The sequence below is a fragment of the Pseudomonas sp. WJP1 genome, assembly GCF_028471945.1.
In the GTDB taxonomy this organism is placed as follows: domain Bacteria; phylum Pseudomonadota; class Gammaproteobacteria; order Pseudomonadales; family Pseudomonadaceae; genus Aquipseudomonas.
In genome coordinates, this window is sequence record NZ_CP110128.1 from 2,415,557 (window position 1) to 2,434,468 (window position 18,912).

The 18,912-nt window shown below is 52.9% G+C and carries 22 protein-coding genes and 3 pseudogenes; 16 read left to right on the forward strand and 9 right to left on the reverse strand.

The genetic code is table 11. The annotated features are described in order from the left end of the window. Positions 1 to 146: 146 nt before the first annotated feature. The 4 genes from OH720_RS10945 (at position 147) to OH720_RS10960 (ending at position 3,582) form a co-directional block, all read left to right on the forward strand. The gene (locus OH720_RS10945) at positions 147 to 1,670 is read left to right on the forward strand and encodes a hypothetical protein (protein WP_272605603.1); all 1,524 of its coding nucleotides are present in this window, start codon (positions 147 to 149) and stop codon (positions 1,668 to 1,670) included. A 73-nt stretch (positions 1,671 to 1,743) separates the two neighbouring features. Next, positions 1,744 to 2,295 (forward strand): glycoside hydrolase family 19 protein, encoded by a 552-nt coding sequence (locus OH720_RS10950; RefSeq protein ID WP_272605604.1) that lies wholly within the window; start codon positions 1,744 to 1,746, stop codon positions 2,293 to 2,295. Further along, positions 2,292 to 2,813, forward strand: coding sequence for a lysis system i-spanin subunit Rz (locus OH720_RS10955; protein ID WP_272605605.1), 522 nt, complete (start codon positions 2,292 to 2,294; stop codon positions 2,811 to 2,813). Before OH720_RS10950 ends, OH720_RS10955 begins: the two co-directional genes overlap by 4 nt. A 112-nt stretch (positions 2,814 to 2,925) precedes the next feature. After that, positions 2,926 to 3,582, forward strand: a complete 657-nt coding sequence (locus OH720_RS10960) for a hypothetical protein (RefSeq protein ID WP_272605606.1) — start codon at positions 2,926 to 2,928, stop codon at positions 3,580 to 3,582. A 147-nt stretch (positions 3,583 to 3,729) separates the two neighbouring features. Here the strand turns inward: OH720_RS10960 and OH720_RS10965 are convergent, their stop codons facing one another. Beyond that, positions 3,730 to 3,975 carry a hypothetical protein gene (locus OH720_RS10965; RefSeq protein ID WP_272605607.1) on the reverse strand — a complete coding sequence of 82 codons (246 nt, stop codon included), beginning with the start codon at positions 3,973 to 3,975 and terminating at the stop codon, positions 3,730 to 3,732. Between the two features lie 346 nt (positions 3,976 to 4,321). Between OH720_RS10965 and OH720_RS10970 the strand changes: the two genes are divergently transcribed. Beyond that, positions 4,322 to 4,654, forward strand: a complete 333-nt coding sequence (locus tag OH720_RS10970) for a hypothetical protein (RefSeq protein ID WP_272605608.1) — start codon at positions 4,322 to 4,324, stop codon at positions 4,652 to 4,654. Next, the gene (locus OH720_RS10975; protein WP_272605609.1) at positions 4,599 to 5,027 is read left to right on the forward strand and encodes a hypothetical protein; all 429 of its coding nucleotides are present in this window, start codon (positions 4,599 to 4,601) and stop codon (positions 5,025 to 5,027) included. Before OH720_RS10970 ends, OH720_RS10975 begins: the two co-directional genes overlap by 56 nt. A 42-nt stretch (positions 5,028 to 5,069) precedes the next feature. On the opposite strand, the gene OH720_RS10980 is transcribed toward OH720_RS10975, so the two are convergent. The 3 genes and pseudogenes from OH720_RS10980 to OH720_RS10990 all read right to left on the reverse strand — a co-directional run bounded on the left by OH720_RS10980 (position 5,070) and on the right by OH720_RS10990 (position 6,526). After that, positions 5,070 to 5,279: a hypothetical protein gene (locus tag OH720_RS10980; protein ID WP_272605610.1), complete on the reverse strand. Its 210-nt coding sequence runs from the start codon at positions 5,277 to 5,279 to the stop codon at positions 5,070 to 5,072. Between the two features lie 220 nt (positions 5,280 to 5,499). Further along, positions 5,500 to 6,108, reverse strand: coding sequence for a hypothetical protein (locus tag OH720_RS10985; RefSeq protein ID WP_272605611.1), 609 nt, complete (start codon positions 6,106 to 6,108; stop codon positions 5,500 to 5,502). Between the two features lie 206 nt (positions 6,109 to 6,314). After that, positions 6,315 to 6,526 (reverse strand): annotated as a pseudogene (locus tag OH720_RS10990) (hypothetical protein). Between the two features lie 508 nt (positions 6,527 to 7,034). Between OH720_RS10990 and OH720_RS10995 the strand changes: the two are divergent. Beyond that, positions 7,035 to 7,304 (forward strand): hypothetical protein, encoded by a 270-nt coding sequence (locus OH720_RS10995; RefSeq protein WP_272605612.1) that lies wholly within the window; start codon positions 7,035 to 7,037, stop codon positions 7,302 to 7,304. Between the two features lie 304 nt (positions 7,305 to 7,608). On the opposite strand, the pseudogene OH720_RS11000 reads toward OH720_RS10995, so the two are convergent. After that, a pseudogene (locus tag OH720_RS11000) lies at positions 7,609 to 7,779 on the reverse strand (integrase); the annotation flags it as partial. 7 nt (positions 7,780 to 7,786) lie between these two features. Between OH720_RS11000 and OH720_RS11005 the strand changes: the two are divergent. From OH720_RS11005 to OH720_RS11035, 7 genes and pseudogenes are all read left to right on the forward strand, one after another. Beyond that, positions 7,787 to 8,267, forward strand: a pseudogene (locus OH720_RS11005) (DUF1983 domain-containing protein); the annotation flags it as partial. Positions 8,268 to 8,327: 60 nt separating this feature from the next. Further along, complete coding sequence (locus tag OH720_RS11010) at positions 8,328 to 8,636, forward strand: hypothetical protein (RefSeq protein WP_272605613.1); 309 nt, start codon at positions 8,328 to 8,330, stop codon at positions 8,634 to 8,636. Next, the gene (locus OH720_RS11015; RefSeq protein ID WP_272605614.1) at positions 8,633 to 9,292 is read left to right on the forward strand and encodes a hypothetical protein; all 660 of its coding nucleotides are present in this window, start codon (positions 8,633 to 8,635) and stop codon (positions 9,290 to 9,292) included. The genes OH720_RS11010 and OH720_RS11015 overlap by 4 nt, the downstream gene beginning before the upstream one ends. Before the next feature lie 313 nt (positions 9,293 to 9,605). After that, entirely contained in the window at positions 9,606 to 9,938 is a 333-nt protein-coding gene (locus OH720_RS11020; RefSeq protein ID WP_272605615.1) for a hypothetical protein, read from the forward strand. A 552-nt stretch (positions 9,939 to 10,490) separates the two neighbouring features. Then, complete coding sequence (locus OH720_RS11025) at positions 10,491 to 10,745, forward strand: tail fiber assembly protein (RefSeq protein ID WP_336299065.1); 255 nt, start codon at positions 10,491 to 10,493, stop codon at positions 10,743 to 10,745. Positions 10,746 to 10,847: 102 nt separating this feature from the next. Then, positions 10,848 to 11,885, forward strand: coding sequence for an acyltransferase family protein (locus tag OH720_RS11030; protein WP_272605617.1), 1,038 nt, complete (start codon positions 10,848 to 10,850; stop codon positions 11,883 to 11,885). A 58-nt stretch (positions 11,886 to 11,943) separates the two neighbouring features. Continuing rightward, on the forward strand, positions 11,944 to 12,369 hold the full coding sequence (locus tag OH720_RS11035) for a cell wall hydrolase (RefSeq protein ID WP_272605618.1): 426 nt from the start codon (positions 11,944 to 11,946) through the stop codon (positions 12,367 to 12,369). Between the two features lie 19 nt (positions 12,370 to 12,388). Here the strand turns inward: OH720_RS11035 and OH720_RS11040 are convergent, their stop codons facing one another. After that, positions 12,389 to 12,784, reverse strand: a complete 396-nt coding sequence (locus tag OH720_RS11040; RefSeq protein WP_272605619.1) for a hypothetical protein — start codon at positions 12,782 to 12,784, stop codon at positions 12,389 to 12,391. Positions 12,785 to 13,621: 837 nt separating this feature from the next. Here OH720_RS11040 and OH720_RS11045 point away from each other — a divergent pair. Continuing rightward, complete coding sequence (locus tag OH720_RS11045; protein ID WP_272605620.1) at positions 13,622 to 14,101, forward strand: hypothetical protein; 480 nt, start codon at positions 13,622 to 13,624, stop codon at positions 14,099 to 14,101. Between the two features lie 342 nt (positions 14,102 to 14,443). On the opposite strand, the gene OH720_RS11050 is transcribed toward OH720_RS11045, so the two are convergent. The 3 genes from OH720_RS11050 to OH720_RS11060 form a co-directional block, all read right to left on the reverse strand. Next, entirely contained in the window at positions 14,444 to 15,805 is a 1,362-nt protein-coding gene (locus OH720_RS11050; RefSeq protein ID WP_272605621.1) for an outer membrane beta-barrel protein, read from the reverse strand. 60 nt (positions 15,806 to 15,865) lie between these two features. Beyond that, on the reverse strand, positions 15,866 to 17,200 hold the full coding sequence (locus OH720_RS11055; protein ID WP_272605622.1) for an MFS transporter: 1,335 nt from the start codon (positions 17,198 to 17,200) through the stop codon (positions 15,866 to 15,868). Between the two features lie 112 nt (positions 17,201 to 17,312). Then, positions 17,313 to 17,888 carry a nuclear transport factor 2 family protein gene (locus OH720_RS11060; protein ID WP_272605623.1) on the reverse strand — a complete coding sequence of 192 codons (576 nt, stop codon included), beginning with the start codon at positions 17,886 to 17,888 and terminating at the stop codon, positions 17,313 to 17,315. A 114-nt stretch (positions 17,889 to 18,002) separates the two neighbouring features. Between OH720_RS11060 and OH720_RS11065 the strand changes: the two genes are divergently transcribed. Beyond that, positions 18,003 to 18,905, forward strand: a complete 903-nt coding sequence (locus tag OH720_RS11065) for a LysR substrate-binding domain-containing protein (RefSeq protein ID WP_272605624.1) — start codon at positions 18,003 to 18,005, stop codon at positions 18,903 to 18,905. Positions 18,906 to 18,912: the final 7 nt, after the last annotated feature.

The window sequence follows — 18,912 nt, forward strand, 5'->3', positions numbered from 1 at the left end:
GATCAACACCTACAGCGCCAAGGTGACTATTATGGAGAAGCCAGTACCTGAAGTGATCGCGGAGCCAGCCAGCTGAGCGCTGTCCATGTCCACCAATTGCGGGTGATTAAATTGATTGGTGATGCCCTGACGATGGGCATCACCATATGGATTCGCTATACAATGGCGCATTACACATTGCAGGCCGCATCTTCATGATCAGAAGTAAATTTATACATTTTTATGGTTGCGCACTTGGCCTATCTATTTTAGTGATTCTGTTTTTGGTTCATCTGTATCTTGGATTTATCCCTGTTGGAGGTGGTGCTGGGTGGGATGGAAGTGTGTACCTAGACCATATTCAAAAATTGGCTGATGGGCTTCCTGTTGAGGGGGATCCATATAGAGCTATTAGGACTTCAGGATTTTTGCATCTTATTCCCCTTGCCCACATCGGCATGTCTAGGGATGGTCTGATATTTTTACAGGCGCTGTTGAATTCGGCATTGCTCTCCATTTCGGCCGCGCTTCTTTATGACGCCATCATCGCGCTTGGTGTTGGCAAGGAAAAGGCTATCACTGCCATTGCAATGCTATTGTTGAGCTGGGTGTTTTTTGTTATTCCAATGTATAACCCCGTGCTTAGCGATAATCTCGCTTTACCGCTTTGTAGTGTGTGTATTTGGTGCTGGGTTAAATCCTTTAAAGTTCCACTGTATTTGATGTGTGGATATTTCACATGGCTTTTTCCTGGGCTGTTTTTGGTGCCGCTGATATTGGCATCCTTTCCATTCGTGAGACGTGACGAGTCGTATGTTCAGATGCTTCCTGCTAAATATTGGATAGCGTCGTTTGTAGTGATTTCTTGCGCTGCCATTTATTTGTTCTTATCTCTTGTTTCTGGCCTTTCCAAGGCTGATATTATCGCTCATGGAGCTCGTGGCGACGGCGAGACTGGTATACTTGATCTGTTATTTGTTTCCGGCTTCGTGCAGGCGCTATCGCTGGTTTTATTATCTTGGATTGCCGTCAGGATAGTTTTTGATTTGCGAACTTGGCAGTCAGTAAGCGTTAAAGGCTTTGCCGTGTCGATGTCAGTAGTGGTAATAAGCTTTTGCTGTATGTTCAACTTTATTGACTTTGGGTCGGGATTTCAGGGGCCGCCATTTTTGAGCAATCTTCTTATGCAGTCTATGGCCGCGCCTTTCAAACCGTGGGCTGCACATTTTTTATGCCTTGGTGTTGTGGTTGTATTAGCTGCCTATTCATGCCTCAGATGGTCATTTGATTTGAGGTGGTTTGCACATAAAACTTTAGTTATATTGTTTTCGTGCTTTTTGCCATTCCTGATTTTTGGCTCAGAGAGTAGGCAATGGATTGGAGTTTTACCTGTAGCAGTAGTTATGTATGCGTTGATGGATACTAGTAGATCCCAGAGGGTACTTGGTTTGGTAACTTCTATTGCTTCTCTTGCACCACTTCCCTGGCTAAATAAATCAGTAGTTACAGCTTTGGATTTTGGTTTAAAAGCCCAGAGTGCTGAATGGCAATTCTACTTTGGTAGGCAAGGCCCTTGGATGTCGGTTGGAGTGTACGAGATTGGCATACTCGGTCTTGTTGCGTTTTTGTTGGCATATACATGGCTAGGTCGTCGTGCACGCCCCAAGACAATAAATGTCGGCTACAGCTGAGCCTTTTCACCAAAACCTCCCGATATAGGGATGGCCCGCCACTGAGCGGGCTTTTTTTCACCTGGAGAAAAGCATGCCCATCACCCCACAGCAGTTGCTGCAGATCCTTCCGAGCGCCGGCAAGCAAGCCGGCGTTTTTGCGTCTGCGCTGAACCTGGCCATGGACAGATACCAGATCAACACCCGGTTGCGCATGGCGGCGTTCATCGCCCAAGTGGGGCATGAGTCCGGCCAGTTCCGCTACGTGCGCGAGCTCGGCGGTGACCAGTACCTGAGTAAGTACGACACAGGCCCGCTGGCCAAGCGGCTGGGCAACACGCCCGAGGCTGATGGTGACGGCCAAAAGTACCGGGGTAGGGGGCTGATCCAGATCACCGGGCACGACAACTACCTGGCGTGCAGCAAGTCGCTGTTCGGCGATGACCGTTTGCTTCGGACCCCCGAACTGCTGGAGCAGGCTGAGTGGGCGGCGAAGTCGGCGGCGTGGTTCTGGAACTCCCGAAACTTGAACGCCCTGGCCGATGCTGGCGATTTCGTTGGCGTGACCAAGCGTATCAACGGCGGGGTGAACGGCCTGGCCGAACGCCAAGCGTTCTACACCACCGCGCTGAAGGTGCTGGCATGAGCATCTGGCTGCGACTCCTTCCTTACATAGCTGCACTGCTGATCGGCGCCGCTGGAGCCTGGATGTGGCAGGCCAATAGCTACAGCCAGATCATCGCGAACAATGAGGCGAGCCGGCAGTCAGACCTCGTCAAAATCTCCAATGCAGGCTTCGCTCAGGCCCGCCAAGCGCTGGAGAAGCAGCAGCGCGCCGAACAGGCACTTGCCGACCTAGACCAGAAAGCCCAGAAGGAAAAGACCAATGCACTCGCCGAAAATGAAACGCTGCGTCGCGCTGCTGCTGACTCTGCTCGCCGGCTGCGCATCGCGGGAAGTTGTCGTGCCAGTGGCGGGGACGTGTCCAGTTCCGCCAGCACCGCCAGCACCGCCAGCACCGCCAGCCTGGGCGATGCAGGAACCGTCGAACTCTCTGCAGGTTCTGGATTCGCTGTTTTCGATATCCGCGCCGGGATCATCGCCGACCAGGCAGCCTTGAGGATTTTGCAGGAGTATGTGCGGAACGTATGCATGGCACATTAGACAAGGGAAATTCGAACCTAGAAGGTTTCGTCCGGGGCAAGAAAACTGGTTTGGAGAGGCATATTGCGCTGGTTCAACTATATTTCTTCAAAGCTTAAGAGTTGATCTTGCCATGCGCCCGAGCAAAGGTTTTGTGGATAACTGGGTGAAAATTATCACGGTAGTAGTAGCCGTGGGGGGCTTTGTTTTTGGGGTTTTGCAGTGGCAAGTAAAGGAAGGGCATGATCGAGATCAGCGGGCCGAGGAATATAATAGATCCGAAAAGAGCCGAAAAGACGAATTCGATAAATCCGAAAAAATCCGCCAGATCGAATCAACGAGACCTTTTCTTCAGAGACAACTCGATCTCTACATTGAAACCACTCAAGTCGTAGCAAGGATCGCGACTAAAAACCTGGCTGATACATCAAAGGACCAAGCGCGATTCTGGGAGTTGTTTTGGGGAGAGCTCGCCCTTGTCGAGAATGAAAGTGTCGAATCTGCGATGGTAAACATGAGCGAGGCGATTAAGGATAAGTGCCCTAAAAGTTATCTTGAACAAGCATCACTCAGGGTTGCGCATACTATGCGTGCTTCTTTAGATAAGTCTTGGAGTATTCATGCTTGGGTGTACCCAGATAGCGCCTCATCGGAGCTATCTGATCTACCCAAAAGCTCAGGTGACCAAGCCCCTATAAAACAGTCTAAAAACGACAAAATGAAATGCGGAAAAGTTGTGGATGAGTCTTTAAAAGACGGCCTGCCGCCATCATCGGCGACCAAGAACTGATTGCGCTGGCGGCGTACCAAGCCTACGTGCGCGCAATTGCACCCGTGCTCAAATAATCGTTTTTGGCTGAGCTGTCAGGCCATCCAATATTTGGCGTAGTCGCTCAGCCTCACGCTGATGAAATCTCGCGGAGATGTCCAGGTCGAATCATAGCTTGCGAAGGGTCGCTGATTCCCCGGACCTTTCCCGCAGATTCCTCATCGCGTCATCCCGCTGCTGGATGGCTTCGGCGTGCATCTCAACCAGCTTGAAGAAGTTTTGCCGTGCCTGGCGCAACTGAAGGGTGAGTTCCTCAATTTCATTCTCGAGCATGCGCAGCTGATGTCGGCAGGTTTCAAGTGGCGTCGGGCAGCCGAGCCAATCGCTGGTGTCTTCGATTTCGTACGGGTCCATGATTGGGTCTTACGATTACTGTTTGTATATACAGCAATCGAAGCGCGTGAATTTCGCGAGGCTGAAGCGGCGGGGAGTGATTTTCGGGTGGATAAATGCCGGAGAGGTCTGGGCGAATTCTTCGGGTCGAGGGGGGATGCTGGAATTGGAGACTCGAGGGGATATGCCGAGTAGGGAAAAAACTTACCTAATTGCGTGAGTGACTTTTAAGAGGCGCGCAAGACAAAGGAATATAAATTAATGATTGTTTAAAGTAAATATTGACACTGAAAAATATAGTTTTCAAGTGTTGCATGCGACTTCTTTAGCTGATTACATATAGTTACTTAAGCGCTGGAGCACTAACGTGAACGATATTCAAAAAGTTGAAGGGCGGCTGTTTAAATATTACTCGATTGTTGCTGATGTGAGCGAGTTGACGCCAGATCAAATTAGCCACTTTCTAGAGCTACAACCTTATCCTAGGTTCCCGAAGGGCGTCACGATAGCGCACTTTCAGAAAGTACTATTCGGTGCGGGAGCAAAAATTTCATATGTATTTGAAGAGTTCGATTCCGATGTGCCTGGTCAGGCTAGTCTTGCCACGTATCAGTTTTCCCCAGTTTATGCTGGCCGGATCGCGCTTGCGGAGGAGTACTGGAAGAAAAAGTTTAGATCTGAAAAAAACACTTGGTGTTAAGAGGCTTGAAAAAGAACTTGTAAAGTATTCTGATCAAACCGTCAGCGCTGCTGAAAAACATAAGCGGGAGCTTCAAAATGCTCGTGCTAGCGAATATTTAGCCGGTCAAACTAGAGGGGTGCTAGCAGGTGTAGCGAGCGCCATCGACTATATGCGTGGATATTCAAATTTGAATACGCAGACTAAGTATGGTCCGGGGTTGATAGATGATGTTCAAGAGTGGCTGCTTGACGCCGAAGCTGGACCTTCTGGAACACCAGTGGATATTGAAACCCTTATCCTTCAGTTGGTCGAAAAGTTCACAAAGCGAAAAGAGGTGGCTGACCGGTTCAAAAAAGCTTCCAGTGATGGGGATGATCCATTGACCGAGTGAGAAATTCATCAGGCCTGCAGTCCGAGGACGGACCATTTTCTTTCACTCCGGCGTCATCATGACCGCGAGCGTCATCTTGATGAATTCTTCGTTTCTATCGATCGTTTGCAGGGCGCCGCGCACATTTCCACCGACCTCGGACGCTCCGCGCTGCTCGACCCAAAGCGTAAGCTCCATAATGGCGGCTTCTAGGGCGAGGTGGTTTTCGTTGATCTTGTAGACCAGGGAAGGGATCAGGTCTGAACTTGGCATCGCGAGCCTTCTATGTGGGAGGTCAGTTTAGCAGCAGAAATATTTGGGGGACGGGAGAAAATGAGCCGTCGGCAGAACGCCAAAGACTTGGGTCTTGGGGCTGTGGAGAAAGATGGGCGGAGGCTTGCTCCCCCTGTAAATGTTAGCTGCAGCCTTCAGAAATCCCCTATCAATACAGTATCGTGATGTAGTTGCCGGATGATTATTGTTTACTTTTCTGTCAGCCTTTTAAATTAAATATAACCTTGGCCCCAATTAGCAATATTTCAGTGTTATCAGAGTTAAACGCCGCGTGCGAAAAGTTAGCATCAAATGACACGCCCAGGGCATTGTAAATTCGCTTATTTATGTCGATGGTGAAACTTGCCTGGGAGAGCGGCTCTTCATTATATTCGTCGTTAGTTGGGATTAGAGTGTTGAGATTGACCATGTTTTCATTCAATATCACCTTGTCGCCATCCATGATCTTGAGTTCTCCGAAGATACCGTTGCATGTTTTTAAGTAAAGCTGGATACGTACGGCACTGATTGACGTACCTTCAAATACAGGCGTGCTAGTACGCAGAGTGGTGATTTGGGCAAAGCTGAACAATGATCTGGTCCGCTCGATAATAAGAGGGGTAGGAATGGAAAAATGTATTGTCATGCTTGCCGGAAAATTGGCGGTTATCAATGTGCCCTGCGGCACACGCTCCACCTTCACTATTTTTTTATCGGGTTGGTCAGGGGGAGGCTCGGTTTGTACATGGGCAGACGTTCCATGCACTCGCATCGAGATATAACGATTACTACTAATCACATCCTTGATCTTCTCAAATATCGACGTCATACGGCAGCGTCCTGTTAATACCAAAGTTTGGCGTGGGAAAATCCTGCTACGCATTTAGGCGTAGCATTTGAAATTGCGAATCCTCTGTGAAGATTTCAGCTTAGCAGGGGAGCATTAGGTCGGCTGTCGTTAGGGAGCGATTGGCAGCGTAATCCTAAAATAGTTTCCAGGATTACCTAACCAATTCAGCGTGGTACCTACCGCAGTCACTCCGGCGTCATAAGCACCGCAAGCGTCATCTTGATGAGCTCTTCGTTCTTGTCGATCGTTTCAAGGGCGCCACGTACTTTCCTACCGACTTCGGCGGTCGTACCCCGCTGCTCAACCCAGAGCGTAAGTTTCTAATGGCGGCCTCCAAAGCGAGCTGGTTTTCGTTGATCTTGAATGGCAGAGAAGGGAGCAGGTTCGAGTTGGGCATGGCGAATCCTCCGTGAAGAGGTCAGCGTAGCAGCAGTATTAGGAAGTGACGAACGGTAGGCGGGACGCCTAGGGAGGGAATGAAGCTTGTACCAAGTTTTGTACCACTGACCGTGTAATCGGGGTGTAAACCGGGTACTCCAAAGTAAGGAAGTGCCCGGATTCATTGGCCCTGCGTACTTTGCCTCACCCCTATAGAATCGCGGTGTAATTATGTTCCTGCAAAGAAACGCAAAGCCCGGAAGGTCCGCGGCTCCGGGGCTTCTATTTTCGCCCGCATCCCTTAATGCCTGGCGAACGTGGCGGCGAGAATACCAGCGTTGAATCGGTGACTCCCTACTGCGATGGGCGGATTGCTTTCGGTCGGCAGGACGCCGAAGGAGGGCAGAAGCTATACCGGCTTTGCGAGGGGCTGAAACCGACCCGTTGCCGTAATGGGATTACGACAGCGAAAATTATTATGCCAACGGGTAGAGTTACCTCCAATCTTTTTTGCCATGAGTTCGAATATGACACGCCATTGGTCTGAAGACCCCTACTGGACAGAGGCTGCTGACCGCTTCTACGAGCGTCGCGAGGAAGGGACGAAGCAGCTCGTCATTGACCTCGATGCCATCAGCGAGACGCTATACGATGGGGATGGTCCAGCATACCGAGCGCTTGAGGCCATGCTGTCGGTGCACGAGCATGAAGGCTGGGATGGATGTCGCGGGGCTCCACGAATTGTCTTGGCACTGCTGCAGATACTCAGCGAGCAGGGCCGCAACTCTAAGCAATAAATTCATAATTTTGAGCTGTAAGCGCTCGGCAGGACGCCGGGGAGGGGAACAAAGCGTGCGTGACTTTTGCGTGACTTCCTCACGCACCTATAAGCTCTTGTAGGCATTCGGTTGCAGCGAGCGCCAGTTAAAACGGCCATTACAAAGGGCTTTGCATGGTTCCTGCGTGCATGGGGTGCTAGGGGTCGAGTGTTCGAATCACTCCGTCCCGACCATTATTCCTGAGTAAAATCAGACACTTAAGCCGATCAATTAGATCGGATTTTTTGTGTCTGCGCAAAACCCGCGCAAAACTGGCGCAAAACTATCCGGCGATTTCGCTGATATTTAGGTCCGGAATTGCCTCGGACCAGATGACTTCCTCGTGGTCGCGCTGGTAGTTTTTGGTCATGACTTCGCTCGCGTGGCCAGCGATCTTCTGTCCGTCCTTTCCGGCTTTCTTGTACAGGTGCAGCGACAGCGCTCGCACTTCGTGGATTCAGCAGAACAGTGCGGGCATCCAGCAGACGGCCACTGCGTACGCAGACACCAGTGGCAAGTTGTCGACCATGTGGTCGGTGAAGATGCAGATCACCTCAGGGGGGCAGTACGTCGCAGCCGGAATCGGCCTGGGCATCGAGAACACCGGTGCCGGTCTGCAAAGCCAGTTCCTGGTGAGTGCCGATCGCTTCGCCATCGTCAACACCATTGCCGGCGGTGCCATCTCGGTTCCGTTTGCGGTACAGGGTGGGCAGGTGTTCATGAACTCGGCGTTTATCGCGGACGGCACCATCACCAACGCCAAGATCGGCAGCTAACATCAGCTCGACCAACTACATCGCCGGCCAGCAAGGCTGGATTCTCAACAAGGACGGAACGCTTGAAATCAACGGCATCGTCCCCGGCCAAGGGCGGCTGGTGATCAACTCGCTGAACGTCTCTGTTTACGACGCCAACAACGTGTTGCGTGTCCGGCTCGGCTAGCTGGGGTGAACCATGGCGTCATTTGGTCTGCGTGTTTTTGATGCAAGCGGTGGCCTATCCATGGACACCAACAGCTTCACCTACCAGGTGTTCTGGCAGGGCGTGATCGACTTCAGTGGAGCCACGCCCAGCTACACACTGAACATACCGGGCTTCAATCCGGCCAACTGCGTGTTCATGATCATGCCGACACGAGCACAAGACGTGCAGTCGGCGGAAACTGACAGTAGCGGGAACACCAAATCCTATCCGTACGTCATCACAGCAATAGGGCAGGTGATCGTCAAACCTAAAAACCCGTCAGCCAGCGCATCGACGCTCCAGACAAGGATTGTCGCCAAGGGCTACGCGGTGAGGTTCGCAACATGAGTTTTGGATTTCAGAGCATTAACGACGGCTCATTCATTCAGATCGACGCCGAGGCTCCCAGGCTTTGCATGCTCACCAAGGGGTCGTATTCGGGAACTACCAATGCATCGGGGGGGGTTGCCAGAGCCATCACAAGCCAGGACCCGCCGCTAGTGTTCGTTCGCCCTGATCAGGGGGCGATTCAGGTTCCAATATCGGTGTGGTTTACCGGCGCTCCGGGAAACTGGACCGGGTTCACCATGAAGGCATCCAGCGTCAACGCAACGTTGAGCGGCCAGTACTTCGTGGCCGCTTGGGCGTCCATGGGCACGGCAGCCTATGGGATACGGCTGTGGGACCAGAACGCTGCGCTTGTTTACGACAGTGGCGCGCCGGCGGTCGTTGTGACCTTCGCAGCAGGCAACTGGACGTATCTCGGGACCGAACAGCTTGGGGTGGGCCGTAGGTATTTCTGGGGAATTAACAAGGTGCTCGGTTCAGTCGAGTACGTCTCCTTGAACCCGTTCACCATGAACTGCCATAACGATGGAGCTGGTGGCGGGTGCGCATTGGGCGTCGATTACGCCAACGGCCGCATCATGATGTACAGCCTCGCTTTCACAGCCTGGACTGACCAAGGTCACCGCCCATTCCTCTGCGCCAAATTACTGGCCTGACTTCTTTCGCTTCGAACATATCTTCTTGGAGATACTCAATGCCCTGGCACAGATTGGGAACGGTTTCTGTCACCCAAAATTCGAGCACCGTGACCGGTGTAAATACCGCTTTTGCAGCAAACACTCGGATCGGTGATGCCTTCATCGGCCCAGATGGTCGCCAATACGAGCTTGGGAACGTCGCAAGCGATACGCTGATCTCGATCATCCCCCCCCCCCGTATTTGGGGCCGACAGTCGCTGGTGCGGCTTACGCGGTAACGCCAGTTCAGGGTTACCAAAAAAAAAGCGTGGCTGATCAGGTGCGGGATTGGGTGAACACCTACGGCCCAAAAATGGCTGCGCTGGGAACAACCGGCAACTATTATATTTTGCCGGCAATAAAGGGTGGGGTAGCAGAAAGCTTCATAACGGGTCTCATTCCTTCTTGCGAGGCTGGAAACAATATTGTTGTTACATCCGGTGCTGCCTATATTCCTGGATATGGAATTATTGTAGTCCCATCTGGTCTTAGCTTGCCTATTAGTGGTACTACAGCAGGCACGTGGTATCATCTTTACCTGTATAGCAATGCAGGTACTCCAGCTGTTGAGCTAGTTTCAACTTGGCCTTCCTCGCCTATATGGGGGCAGCCCGAACTAAGCTAGGTGATGTCGGCAGACGTTTGCTGGGTAGTTTTCGTGCTAACGCTACTGGTGGGCATTGGCCTTTTATTACTAGTAATACACTTGATGTCGTATACATGGTTGACTGAACAGGCGCCGGCTTTCTCGTTTTTTCGGCCGGTGTTTCTACGGTGCGTACGACTGTAGACTGTAGCAATGTGGTTCCGGTGACTTCTCGAAGAGTATATCTGGCAGGAACGAATACCAGCCCATCTCCAGCTCAAGTTGCCTCCATTGCCATGGATGGAATGGCAGCAGGTCTGGTTACCTTTCAACCTAGCACAAAATTTGTTATGTATGTACCAAGCTCCGCAACGCAAAAACTTAACTATGCATGGAATGTTACTCCAACATCCGGCGGTTTTTATATCGGCATAGGTGGGTGTCAGTTTGAGCGATAGCTTTCACTAATATAACGTGATGGAGACTCAAATGAAAAATTCTGTTGCAGGGTACGCTGTCACTGCGGCCGGAGGCTATCGCGCCATTGCTGGTGATATGGCGCTACAAGCTGGAGAGCAGTAGTTTGAATTTATGCCGAGTTGGGCTTTGGAACTAGCATTGAGCGCTGAAATAAATAAAATTTCCAACTCGGAACTTTTTGAAAGAATTGCAGGTGCATCCCAGATAATTCAGACGTTGCAACATTCTTTCGATATCGGTGAGATTTCAGAAGAAGAAACGAGGAAATTGATGCTGTGGAAACGTTACAGAATTGCACTGGTTAATACCCTGGATCAGTTCGGCTGGCCTGCCACCCCTGACTGGCCTACACCCCCTGAACCCTAAAGGGCTATACCTAAGGAAAAATAATCTTTTCTAGACAGATTTAGGCTTTGCTCGCATCCCCTATGGTGTTTAAATACGCCCCTTCTGGAGGAGAGGGCTCGCATGTCAAAGACCAATCATTATCAAGGCGCTGATGGCATAAGAGGGTTTGCATGCCTGATTGTGCTTTTGGTTCACGCCTCAGCTTTTTTTTTCGCCGATACATTTAAGGCGTTGGCAGGTGCAGGAAAAATCGGGGTGTGGTTGTTCTTTGTCCTGAGTGCTTTTCTGTTGACGAGCAAGTTTGAATCTAGCGGGTTCTCACGGTACTCACTATTCACGTATGCATTGGGTAGGTTTTTGAGGATTGTTCCTATCTTTACTATAGTGGCTTTTTTGTACTATTGGCTTGGCACTGCGAATATTGGCACGGCTCAAGATTTACAGAATGCCATATTGTTTAAGCAGGGATTTGCGCACTTGTGGACAATCCCGGTTGAATTTAAATTTTATGCTTTCTTGCCAATATTTGCGTTTTTATTGATATCTGCTAAACGTTTCGGTGGGGATCTCGGTGCTGCCCTTTGTGCGGTTGTTTTAGTAGTTGGGCAGCAATATTTCTGGCCGTACTGGAATTCAGTGCCAAACGGAATATCGACGCACTGGTATTTGTCAAGCTTTACGATTGGCTGTTATTTTGCGGTATCTATGGATTTTTATAGAAGGTATGTCACGGACAGTGTGGCCACGTTGGTTGCAGCCTGTGTTTTGATTCTCATGATTTTATCTAGCCCGATTATGAGAAATATCCTACTTGATATGCCGATGGATAATTGGCTTCTAAATAAGTTTGTTTATCTCAGTTTTTTCTGGGGGCTATTTGTTGTAGTCCTGGCAGATGGTAATGGTTGCCTTGGTAAAGTCATGAAGTCTGTTGTGATGAAGAAGATTGGGGCGTGGAGTTTTTCTATTTATCTTGTTCATTGGTATTTCTATGTGACGTTTGCTTTGGCGCACCCTAACAGTTTTTCGTGGATGATTATTGCCGTACTTTGCGCAATAGTGGTTGGTGCGATATTGCATTATATAGTGGAAGCGCCAATTGAGAGATTTAGGCATTCAATTCAGCTTCGGTTTAAACAGGTCGCTGTAACAGCTTAAACAAACCTATTATTTTTAAACCCGCTCCGGCGGGTTTTTTTTGGCCTGGATGAAAGTAATGACTGTGACCGAAAGAGACCGCGACATCCTCGCGCGCACGTTGTGGGGCGAGGCCCGCGGCGAATCACTGGCCGGGCAGGTCGCCGTAGCCTGGACCATCCGCAACCGCGTGAACGACGGCAAGGATCGGTCGTGGTGGGGGGAGGGCTATGCAGGCGTGTGCCAGAAGCCGTACCAGTTCAGTTGCTGGAATAAGAGCGACCCGAACTTCGCCTACCTGAGTGGCGTCAAGGCGATCCCGTTCCGGGAGCTTGTCCAAGCGCGGATTGCTGCTGACCAGGTGGTCGTCAGCAAGGTGCCAGATCCAACCGGCGGCGCCACGCACTATTACGCCATCGCCATGAAGAAGGCGCCGGCCTGGGCCGCGAAGGCCAAGCAGACATTGAAGCTTGGCGGTCACGTCTTCTTCAAGGATGTGCCGTAACTTCCACGGGGTATCAAGCTCAAGTGCCGGAGGTGTCTCGCTGGTGGGGGAAAGGGCTATCGAAAGGTTTCTCGCCGGTTAGTTCGCGGATCCTGAGAGTGAGCTCGCTGATGTGCCTGCTGTTGGCCATTAGTTCCCAGTTTCTTTTCGTCTCAATATCGGTGGCTCTGCGGTTTGAATCTGCGAGGTCGGCCTTGGCCTTCAACAGTTTGGCACGCAGCGCCCCGCATTCTTTGGTGACATCGGCATGCATTTGCACCAGGCCGAAGATGTCTTCGCGGGATTTGCGCAGTTGTAGGGTCAGTTCCTGCACCTTGTTCTCGGTCATGCGCAGTAAGTAACGGCAGGTCTCAAGCTCGGTGGGGCAGCCAAGCCAGTCGCTGGTGTCTTCAATTTCGAGGGGATCCACGATCATGCCTTATCTGTACTGTTTGGATATACAGTAATCGAGACGAGACGGTTGGGCGAGGGGGTGGCGACGAGCAGTAGAGTTTTGGATTGGATTTCGGTCGGCAGGACGCCACGGAAGGGGAACTACTGTAGGAATATACAACGCTAAGTTATTGAATCTTATAGGGTGATCTGCCGGTTTTGCATCTGCCTGTAAAATCCTGTTTTTCCTTTAATCAATAGCTTGCGTGGCTCTCAGGGTCACCTTGACATGGTGGCTTCTTAACTCACCTTTCTTTCTGGGTGATTTCGTCGGTGCCTATTGTCGGACAGAAAAATAGCCCATGCAGAGCTTGGGATGGTAGCGCGTGGCATAAATGAGCTAACTCAAAACTCTCAAACAATTATTAGCCATAATGGAGGGGAGAAATCCGAAGCTACCTGCCTAAAGGCCTTCTTATGATGAAGCTATTTCCCGCAGCGATACTCGTCTCAGCATTGCTCTCTGGTGCTCCATTTATGCGAATACAACCTATCAGCCGTACGAGGCAAAAAATGCAACATTTGAAGGGCAGGGCGGTGCAAAGCAGACCATCGATGGCGTCGATTTTTGGACGAGCGGTGAGCCGCCTCGAAAATACAAAATGCTTGGCGTTATCAACGATGATCGCATAGTCAATCCGATAAACATGAACGGCTTGAAGGAAGCGGTCGCTCTAAAAGCCAAGGAGGCCGGCGGTGACGCAGTCATCTGGAGTGGTGAGTCAAATCGACATGGCGACCGCGCCAGCTCAAAGTTTGCGGTAGTCAAATATCTTGACTAGCAATTGAACCTGAAAATCCGAGCACAATGGAGGTTAAATTGAAAATCTCGCTGGCAGTGCGTAAAGACGGGAAAGTAAGTCTCACACTCAAGGATCATGCAAAGTGCGTCATACATGTGCTAGTCGCTAATGCCGCTCCTTACCAGGCTGGCAGTCAACGTGCTCGGGCGTGGGGTGTTGTGTCTTTGATGCATGGTCTTACAGTAGAGCAGGCACACAATATCCTTGAACTTCTAGAGCCTAATATCCAAGGGAAGATTGGACGCCCACTTGGATGGCTAGCAGATGCGTGCGATCTCAATTTGGTCCAGATTCAGAGAAATGATGCGCATCAAGCGGACCCATGCGGTGCAATTGACTCGAGCTTAAGGCAGAGTGAAAACAGTCGGCAGCACACCGGGATGGTTGTGCGCAAAACCTCCTCTGGAGGCCGTGTGTTTCCGTTTGCAAAACCACAAAAAAGCGGATTTTTTGCCACCCTTAAAAGAGGTTCTATTCTTTATAAAACAATAGCTTAGCACTCTACACTCCCCAACATGGGGTGCTAGGGGTCGAGTGTTCGAATCACTCCGTCCCGACCATTTATTCTTTAAGAAATCCAGTCACTTAGCGGTGACTGGATTTTTTATGGCTCATCGTTTTTTCGCGGCCATTCGGCAACGATCGGTTGAATCCACAGTCGATTGCTGTCCTCCACGAAGTACAGGCCAGGTCCACATTTGTACGTCCAATTGCACGTTGAAGAGTCCATTTCCATGAGCCAGATTCCAAGACGCCTGTAGACATCCCGATTAGGGTCCCACCGCCGACGTCGCTTGGCATTTTTGCTCGCAAGCCGCTCAGAGCGCCGATTGGCAAGCTCAGAAATAAACTAACGCTTCCACAGTCCCGGTCAGTTGGTTTCGCGCATCACCCTGGCCGAAGGGATGCGCATCGTCACGGCCATTGAACCAGTCGTAGCGCAGTTCCGGGCGCAGTGACAGGTATTTGTTGAAGTCGTAACGCAGTCCCGTGGTCAGCGCGTTGAACGCGCCGCGGGCGGTGGAAGAGGGGAACAGGACGTAGCCGTCCGGGTCATCAAAATGCTCGGCACGTACGGAAAACGACAAGTCCTTGCGTTGCTGGTAAGTCAACACAAGGTTAGCTCCCCACCAATGTGCGCCATCAAACCCGGGTCCGGTGACGATGTCCACGGTCGACGGCTTGCCGTCACCCGATTGACGGCCATAGACCATTTCACCGCCCATCGACCACCGCTCATTGAACCTGTGCCAGCCGTTGAGCGAGTGTTGCTGTTTGAACTGGCCATCATGGGAGATCAGGCGACCGCGGGGCGTTTGTATGTCGCTGCGACTGTCGTTTTGTGAGTTACCGACCAGAAACTCATAGTCGATCCAGGTGTTCATGTCTGGCGTACGCCAACGCAGTGCACCGAGCAACGCCTTGCTGTTGTTGTTGTCGCGCAGGTTGCCCTGACCCTGGATCACGCCTAACTCGGCCCCGAACAACAGGCTGGAGTTGTTGACCAGGCGTTTGCCCAGCAGGAAGCCGGACACCGCGCCTGACTCGGTCATAAAGGCGTATGAACGGCTGGCAAACGGGTTGCGTGCGGCACGCACGTTGGGCGGGATTTCGTAGCCAAGGGCTGGGCCGAAAATGCCGGCAATGGCGGTAAAGCCGCCGGCATACGGCAAGTAGGCCGTGGCGGCGATGTTGGGTACGGCGAGGAAGTTCTGTTTGTCGCGTCGGGCCTTGTCCGGGTCGTCGTCGCCTGGAGAGTTGATGCCCCAGTGCATGTCCCAGCCGTAAGTGCGGGCTTGTTGGGCATTGCGTCCGTAGGCGGCTTCGAGCGTGAAGCCAAACGACGCCTCGGTGGGGGCAGGGCCTGGCAATGGAGTGACACGGGGGACGAAGTTGGCCTTCAATGCTTTGTCGGCAAACAGGTGCAGCGTGGCAAGCTCAAAGCCTTCATCGCCGAACCCGGCCACTGGCGTGTTGGTCTGTCCGGACTCGCGATCCTTGTGGGATGAGTTGTTGTTGAGTGAATAACCGGCATCCAGTAATCCGGATACCTTGATGCCGTAGTCGCGCTCCAGGGAGTCACCGAAAACGCTGCGAAACACAGTGCCTTCGCCGACGTCGGAGGGTTGACCGGCCAGGCAATGTCCCGTTGCGAGGGCGAGCAGAACCGCACCAAACGATTTGACGTTGATGTTCTTCATGGGGTTTCTCTTGTTCTTATTGGGGAGGCGGCCATCCACTGGCCGCTTTTTTGTGGGTACTTATTGGGTAACGGGCACAGCGGTGGTTCGATTCATGCGCCAGAAGCCAATGATGCCGATGGCCGTGATGCTGGCGGGAACGGCGGCGGCCACCAGCAGATCACTGGTCGACCACTGCAGGGACAGGAGCAGGGCGCCGATAAAAGGGCCGCAGATGCCCCCCAATCGGCCGAGTCCCAAGGTCCATCCCGTGCCGGTGGCGCGCAGCGCCGTTGGATAAAAGGTGGCGGTCATGGCATTCAGTGCGGCTTGACCACCCAGGATGCCGAAGCCGGCAACGGCAATGCTCAAGTAGGCCAGATTGATCGAGGTGTAGAAGTGGCTGAACAGCATGATGGCCACGGCGGAGACGATGAAAGTGGGGACCAGCACGGCGCCGAAGCCGCGTCGGTCGACAAACCAGCCAAGCAGCCAACCGCCCGCCAAACCACCAAGCCACATGGCTGTGCCGGCCAATACCGCTTGCGAGGGTGAATGGCCCGCGCCACTCATCAGCACCGGTGTCCAGGACGCGAGAAAGTAAACGCAGAGCATGTTCATGAAGTTGATCAGCCACAGCAACAAGGTGCCGACCAGCCTGCCATCGGCAAACAGGTGAGCGAGCGAAAGGCCTTTTTTGCGCGGTTCACCGATCACCAGGGTCGTCTGTTCGCCAATCTCAAGGCCCGGCTCAATGCGGGCGAGGATGGCCCGGACGCGGTCGAGTTGGCGCGAGCGCAGCACGCACCACTGCAGTGATTCGGGCAGTGCGAAAAGCATCAGCAAACCCAGGCACAACGGGGCGATGGCACCCAGGTAAAACACCGCCTGCCAGCCATACAGCGGAATGAGCGCTGCAGCAATGGCGCCGCCGACCAGCCCGCCGACAACCATCCCCGACGAGACCAGCGTCAACAACATCACGCGGTTGTGCCGGGGGGCGTATTCGGTCACGAGCGTGGCAACGTTGGGCACGATTGCACCCATCGCGATGCCGGTGAAAAAGCGCAATGCAAGCAGGCCATCCACCGTGGTGGCCTTGGCGGTGAAGTACATCAGAACCGCCATGACCAGGGATGCGGTCACCAGCACGGGCCGTCGACCGACGCGGTCGGCAATCGAACCCAGGGCCAGTGAGCCGATCAACATGCCGAGCATGCTGATGCTGAACACCGGGCCCAGGTTTGCTTTGGCGATGCCCCATTCGGCGATGAGGCTGGGGGCGGCGTAGGCCATGGCTTGAATGTCGAAGCCATCGACGACCATGCACAGGAAGCATTGGATGAGCACAAGAATCTGAAAGGCGCCCAAGCGACTCCTTTCGACAATCGCGCAGATGTCGAGTTGATTGTTCACGGGAATACCTCTGTTGTAATTATTTTCGGTAAGAGCGGTGTTCTGAGTGCAGGGTCAAAGCGGTTGCCGTGCCTGGGAAATCCCCCTTGAGGGCGTGGGCGAAGAAGAGTGGTTAGTCGGCGAGCCAGGCGCTGGCCTCAGCCCGCATGTCCTGCTCCAGGTCGCTGCCGCGGGTGGCGAAAACCCGATTGAGCGGGAAGCCGCTTTTCTCCAGCAGATAGGCAAGCGGTGCGTACTCTCGTGGGTAGCGCGACACGGCTTGGTGATCGATCTCAACCAGGCCTTGAGGGAAAGTGAAGCTGCCCATGTCATAGATGCTCTGACGCTTGACCAGCTTCCAGGCACCGTCGCGTTTTTCCACCAGGTCATAGAAGCGGTTGTGCGCGCTGCAGCCCAGGTTCAGATGGACGTTTTCAGCAACGATCACGGCATTGGTTTCGACGACAGCCTTGTTGCCGTTGAGGCTGACCACTGGCGTACCGATCAGGTGCTTGGTACGCAAATCAGACTTGCCCATGCGCCGGGACCCCTCGACGAACTGCGCGAACGGGCCTTCAAACCAGGTGACTTCGATGATGCCGTCCGGGTGAGCCAGGTTGGCCAGTTGATCCCATTGGCCGAGATCGCGATGAATCCAGCCAGTGATCAGATCGGTGATTTGAAGACGGTCTTCCAGGTAAGTCTGCATCGGGATGTCCTTGGCAGGTGGTGTGTTGTCGATTCAGCATCCACCTCTGGACAGATAACTTCAAATAGATTGATATGAACGATTGATCATTAAATCTGATGGAGTTACATGCCCATGGATCTGCGTCATTTGCGGTATTTCCTGGCCGTTGCAGAGGAAGGTCATTTCGGCCGGGCAGCCCAGCGTTTGCACATTGTCCAGTCTGCGCTGAGCATGCAGATCCGCGCTTTGGAAGAGGAACTCGGTGGCCCGCTGTTCCTGCGTACCAGCCGTCGCGTGGAGCTGACCGAAGCCGGGGTGCTGTTGCGTGATGAAGCGCAGCGCACACTCGATCAGGCCGCGCATGCCCAGCGTGTGGTGCAGCGTTCCTTGCGGGGCGAGATGGGGACTGTTCGTATTGGGTTCGCGGGTAACGCGGTGTTCAGTGGACGGTTGATGGCTGACGTACGCGCCTTTCGAGCGGCGTACCCGGATGCTGAAGTGATCCTGCGTGAGTTGGCGCCACAGTTGCAGGTCGAGGCCATTCAGAATGGCCAGCTGGACCTGGGTTACGCACCCAGTCATGGCGGTCAGGCTCTGGATAGCGATCTGTTGTTCGAGCGAATCGGCACGTGGCCACTGGTCCTGGCATTGCCCCAGGACCATCTCCTTGCGAACCAGAAGTCCTTGCGCGTGCCCATGCTCGGTGGCGAGTCGTTGATCATTTACGCAGCACACGGCGCCGATGAGTACATGCTGGCGGGGTTGCGAAAAGCATTGGGGCGCGAGCCCAAGGTCCAGCGCACCACCAGCACCTTGAGCGTGCTGGCGCTGGTGGCGGCCGGCATGGGGGTCGCAATGGTGCCAGCACCGTTAATGCAGGTCACCATTCCGGGGCTGATCTATCGAACATTCGACGACGTTGAACCGCATACCGACTTGCTGCTGATCAGTCGTGCCAATGAAACCGGTGGTGCGGTGCGCGCATTCCTGAGGGTTGCGCATCAGGGTGGCGTGGCGGCTGCGACGCTTATCTAGTGCGCAA

Bases quoted from the DNA above. Each gene is read 5' to 3' on its own strand.
- OH720_RS10995 (WP_272605612.1), top strand. From the start codon at position 7,035: ATGACACGCCATTGGTCTGAAGACCCCTACTGGACAGAGGCTGCTGAC.
- OH720_RS10965 (WP_272605607.1), bottom strand. From the start codon at position 3,975: ATGGACCCGTACGAAATCGAAGACACCAGCGATTGGCTCGGCTGCCCG.
- OH720_RS11030 (WP_272605617.1), top strand. From the start codon at position 10,848: ATGTCAAAGACCAATCATTATCAAGGCGCTGATGGCATAAGAGGGTTT.
- OH720_RS10985 (WP_272605611.1), bottom strand. From the start codon at position 6,108: ATGACGTCGATATTTGAGAAGATCAAGGATGTGATTAGTAGTAATCGT.
- OH720_RS11015 (WP_272605614.1), top strand. From the start codon at position 8,633: ATGAGTTTTGGATTTCAGAGCATTAACGACGGCTCATTCATTCAGATC.
- OH720_RS10950 (WP_272605604.1), top strand. From the start codon at position 1,744: ATGCCCATCACCCCACAGCAGTTGCTGCAGATCCTTCCGAGCGCCGGC.
- OH720_RS10980 (WP_272605610.1), bottom strand. From the start codon at position 5,279: ATGCCAAGTTCAGACCTGATCCCTTCCCTGGTCTACAAGATCAACGAA.
- OH720_RS10945 (WP_272605603.1), top strand. From the start codon at position 147: ATGGATTCGCTATACAATGGCGCATTACACATTGCAGGCCGCATCTTC.
- OH720_RS11050 (WP_272605621.1), bottom strand. From the start codon at position 15,805: ATGAAGAACATCAACGTCAAATCGTTTGGTGCGGTTCTGCTCGCCCTC.
- OH720_RS11060 (WP_272605623.1), bottom strand. From the start codon at position 17,888: ATGCAGACTTACCTGGAAGACCGTCTTCAAATCACCGATCTGATCACT.
- OH720_RS11025 (WP_336299065.1), top strand. From the start codon at position 10,491: ATGCCGAGTTGGGCTTTGGAACTAGCATTGAGCGCTGAAATAAATAAA.
- OH720_RS11040 (WP_272605619.1), bottom strand. From the start codon at position 12,784: ATGATCGTGGATCCCCTCGAAATTGAAGACACCAGCGACTGGCTTGGC.
- OH720_RS11065 (WP_272605624.1), top strand. From the start codon at position 18,003: ATGGATCTGCGTCATTTGCGGTATTTCCTGGCCGTTGCAGAGGAAGGT.
- OH720_RS11010 (WP_272605613.1), top strand. From the start codon at position 8,328: ATGGACACCAACAGCTTCACCTACCAGGTGTTCTGGCAGGGCGTGATC.
- OH720_RS10955 (WP_272605605.1), top strand. From the start codon at position 2,292: ATGAGCATCTGGCTGCGACTCCTTCCTTACATAGCTGCACTGCTGATC.
- OH720_RS10960 (WP_272605606.1), top strand. From the start codon at position 2,926: ATGCGCCCGAGCAAAGGTTTTGTGGATAACTGGGTGAAAATTATCACG.
- OH720_RS11035 (WP_272605618.1), top strand. From the start codon at position 11,944: ATGACTGTGACCGAAAGAGACCGCGACATCCTCGCGCGCACGTTGTGG.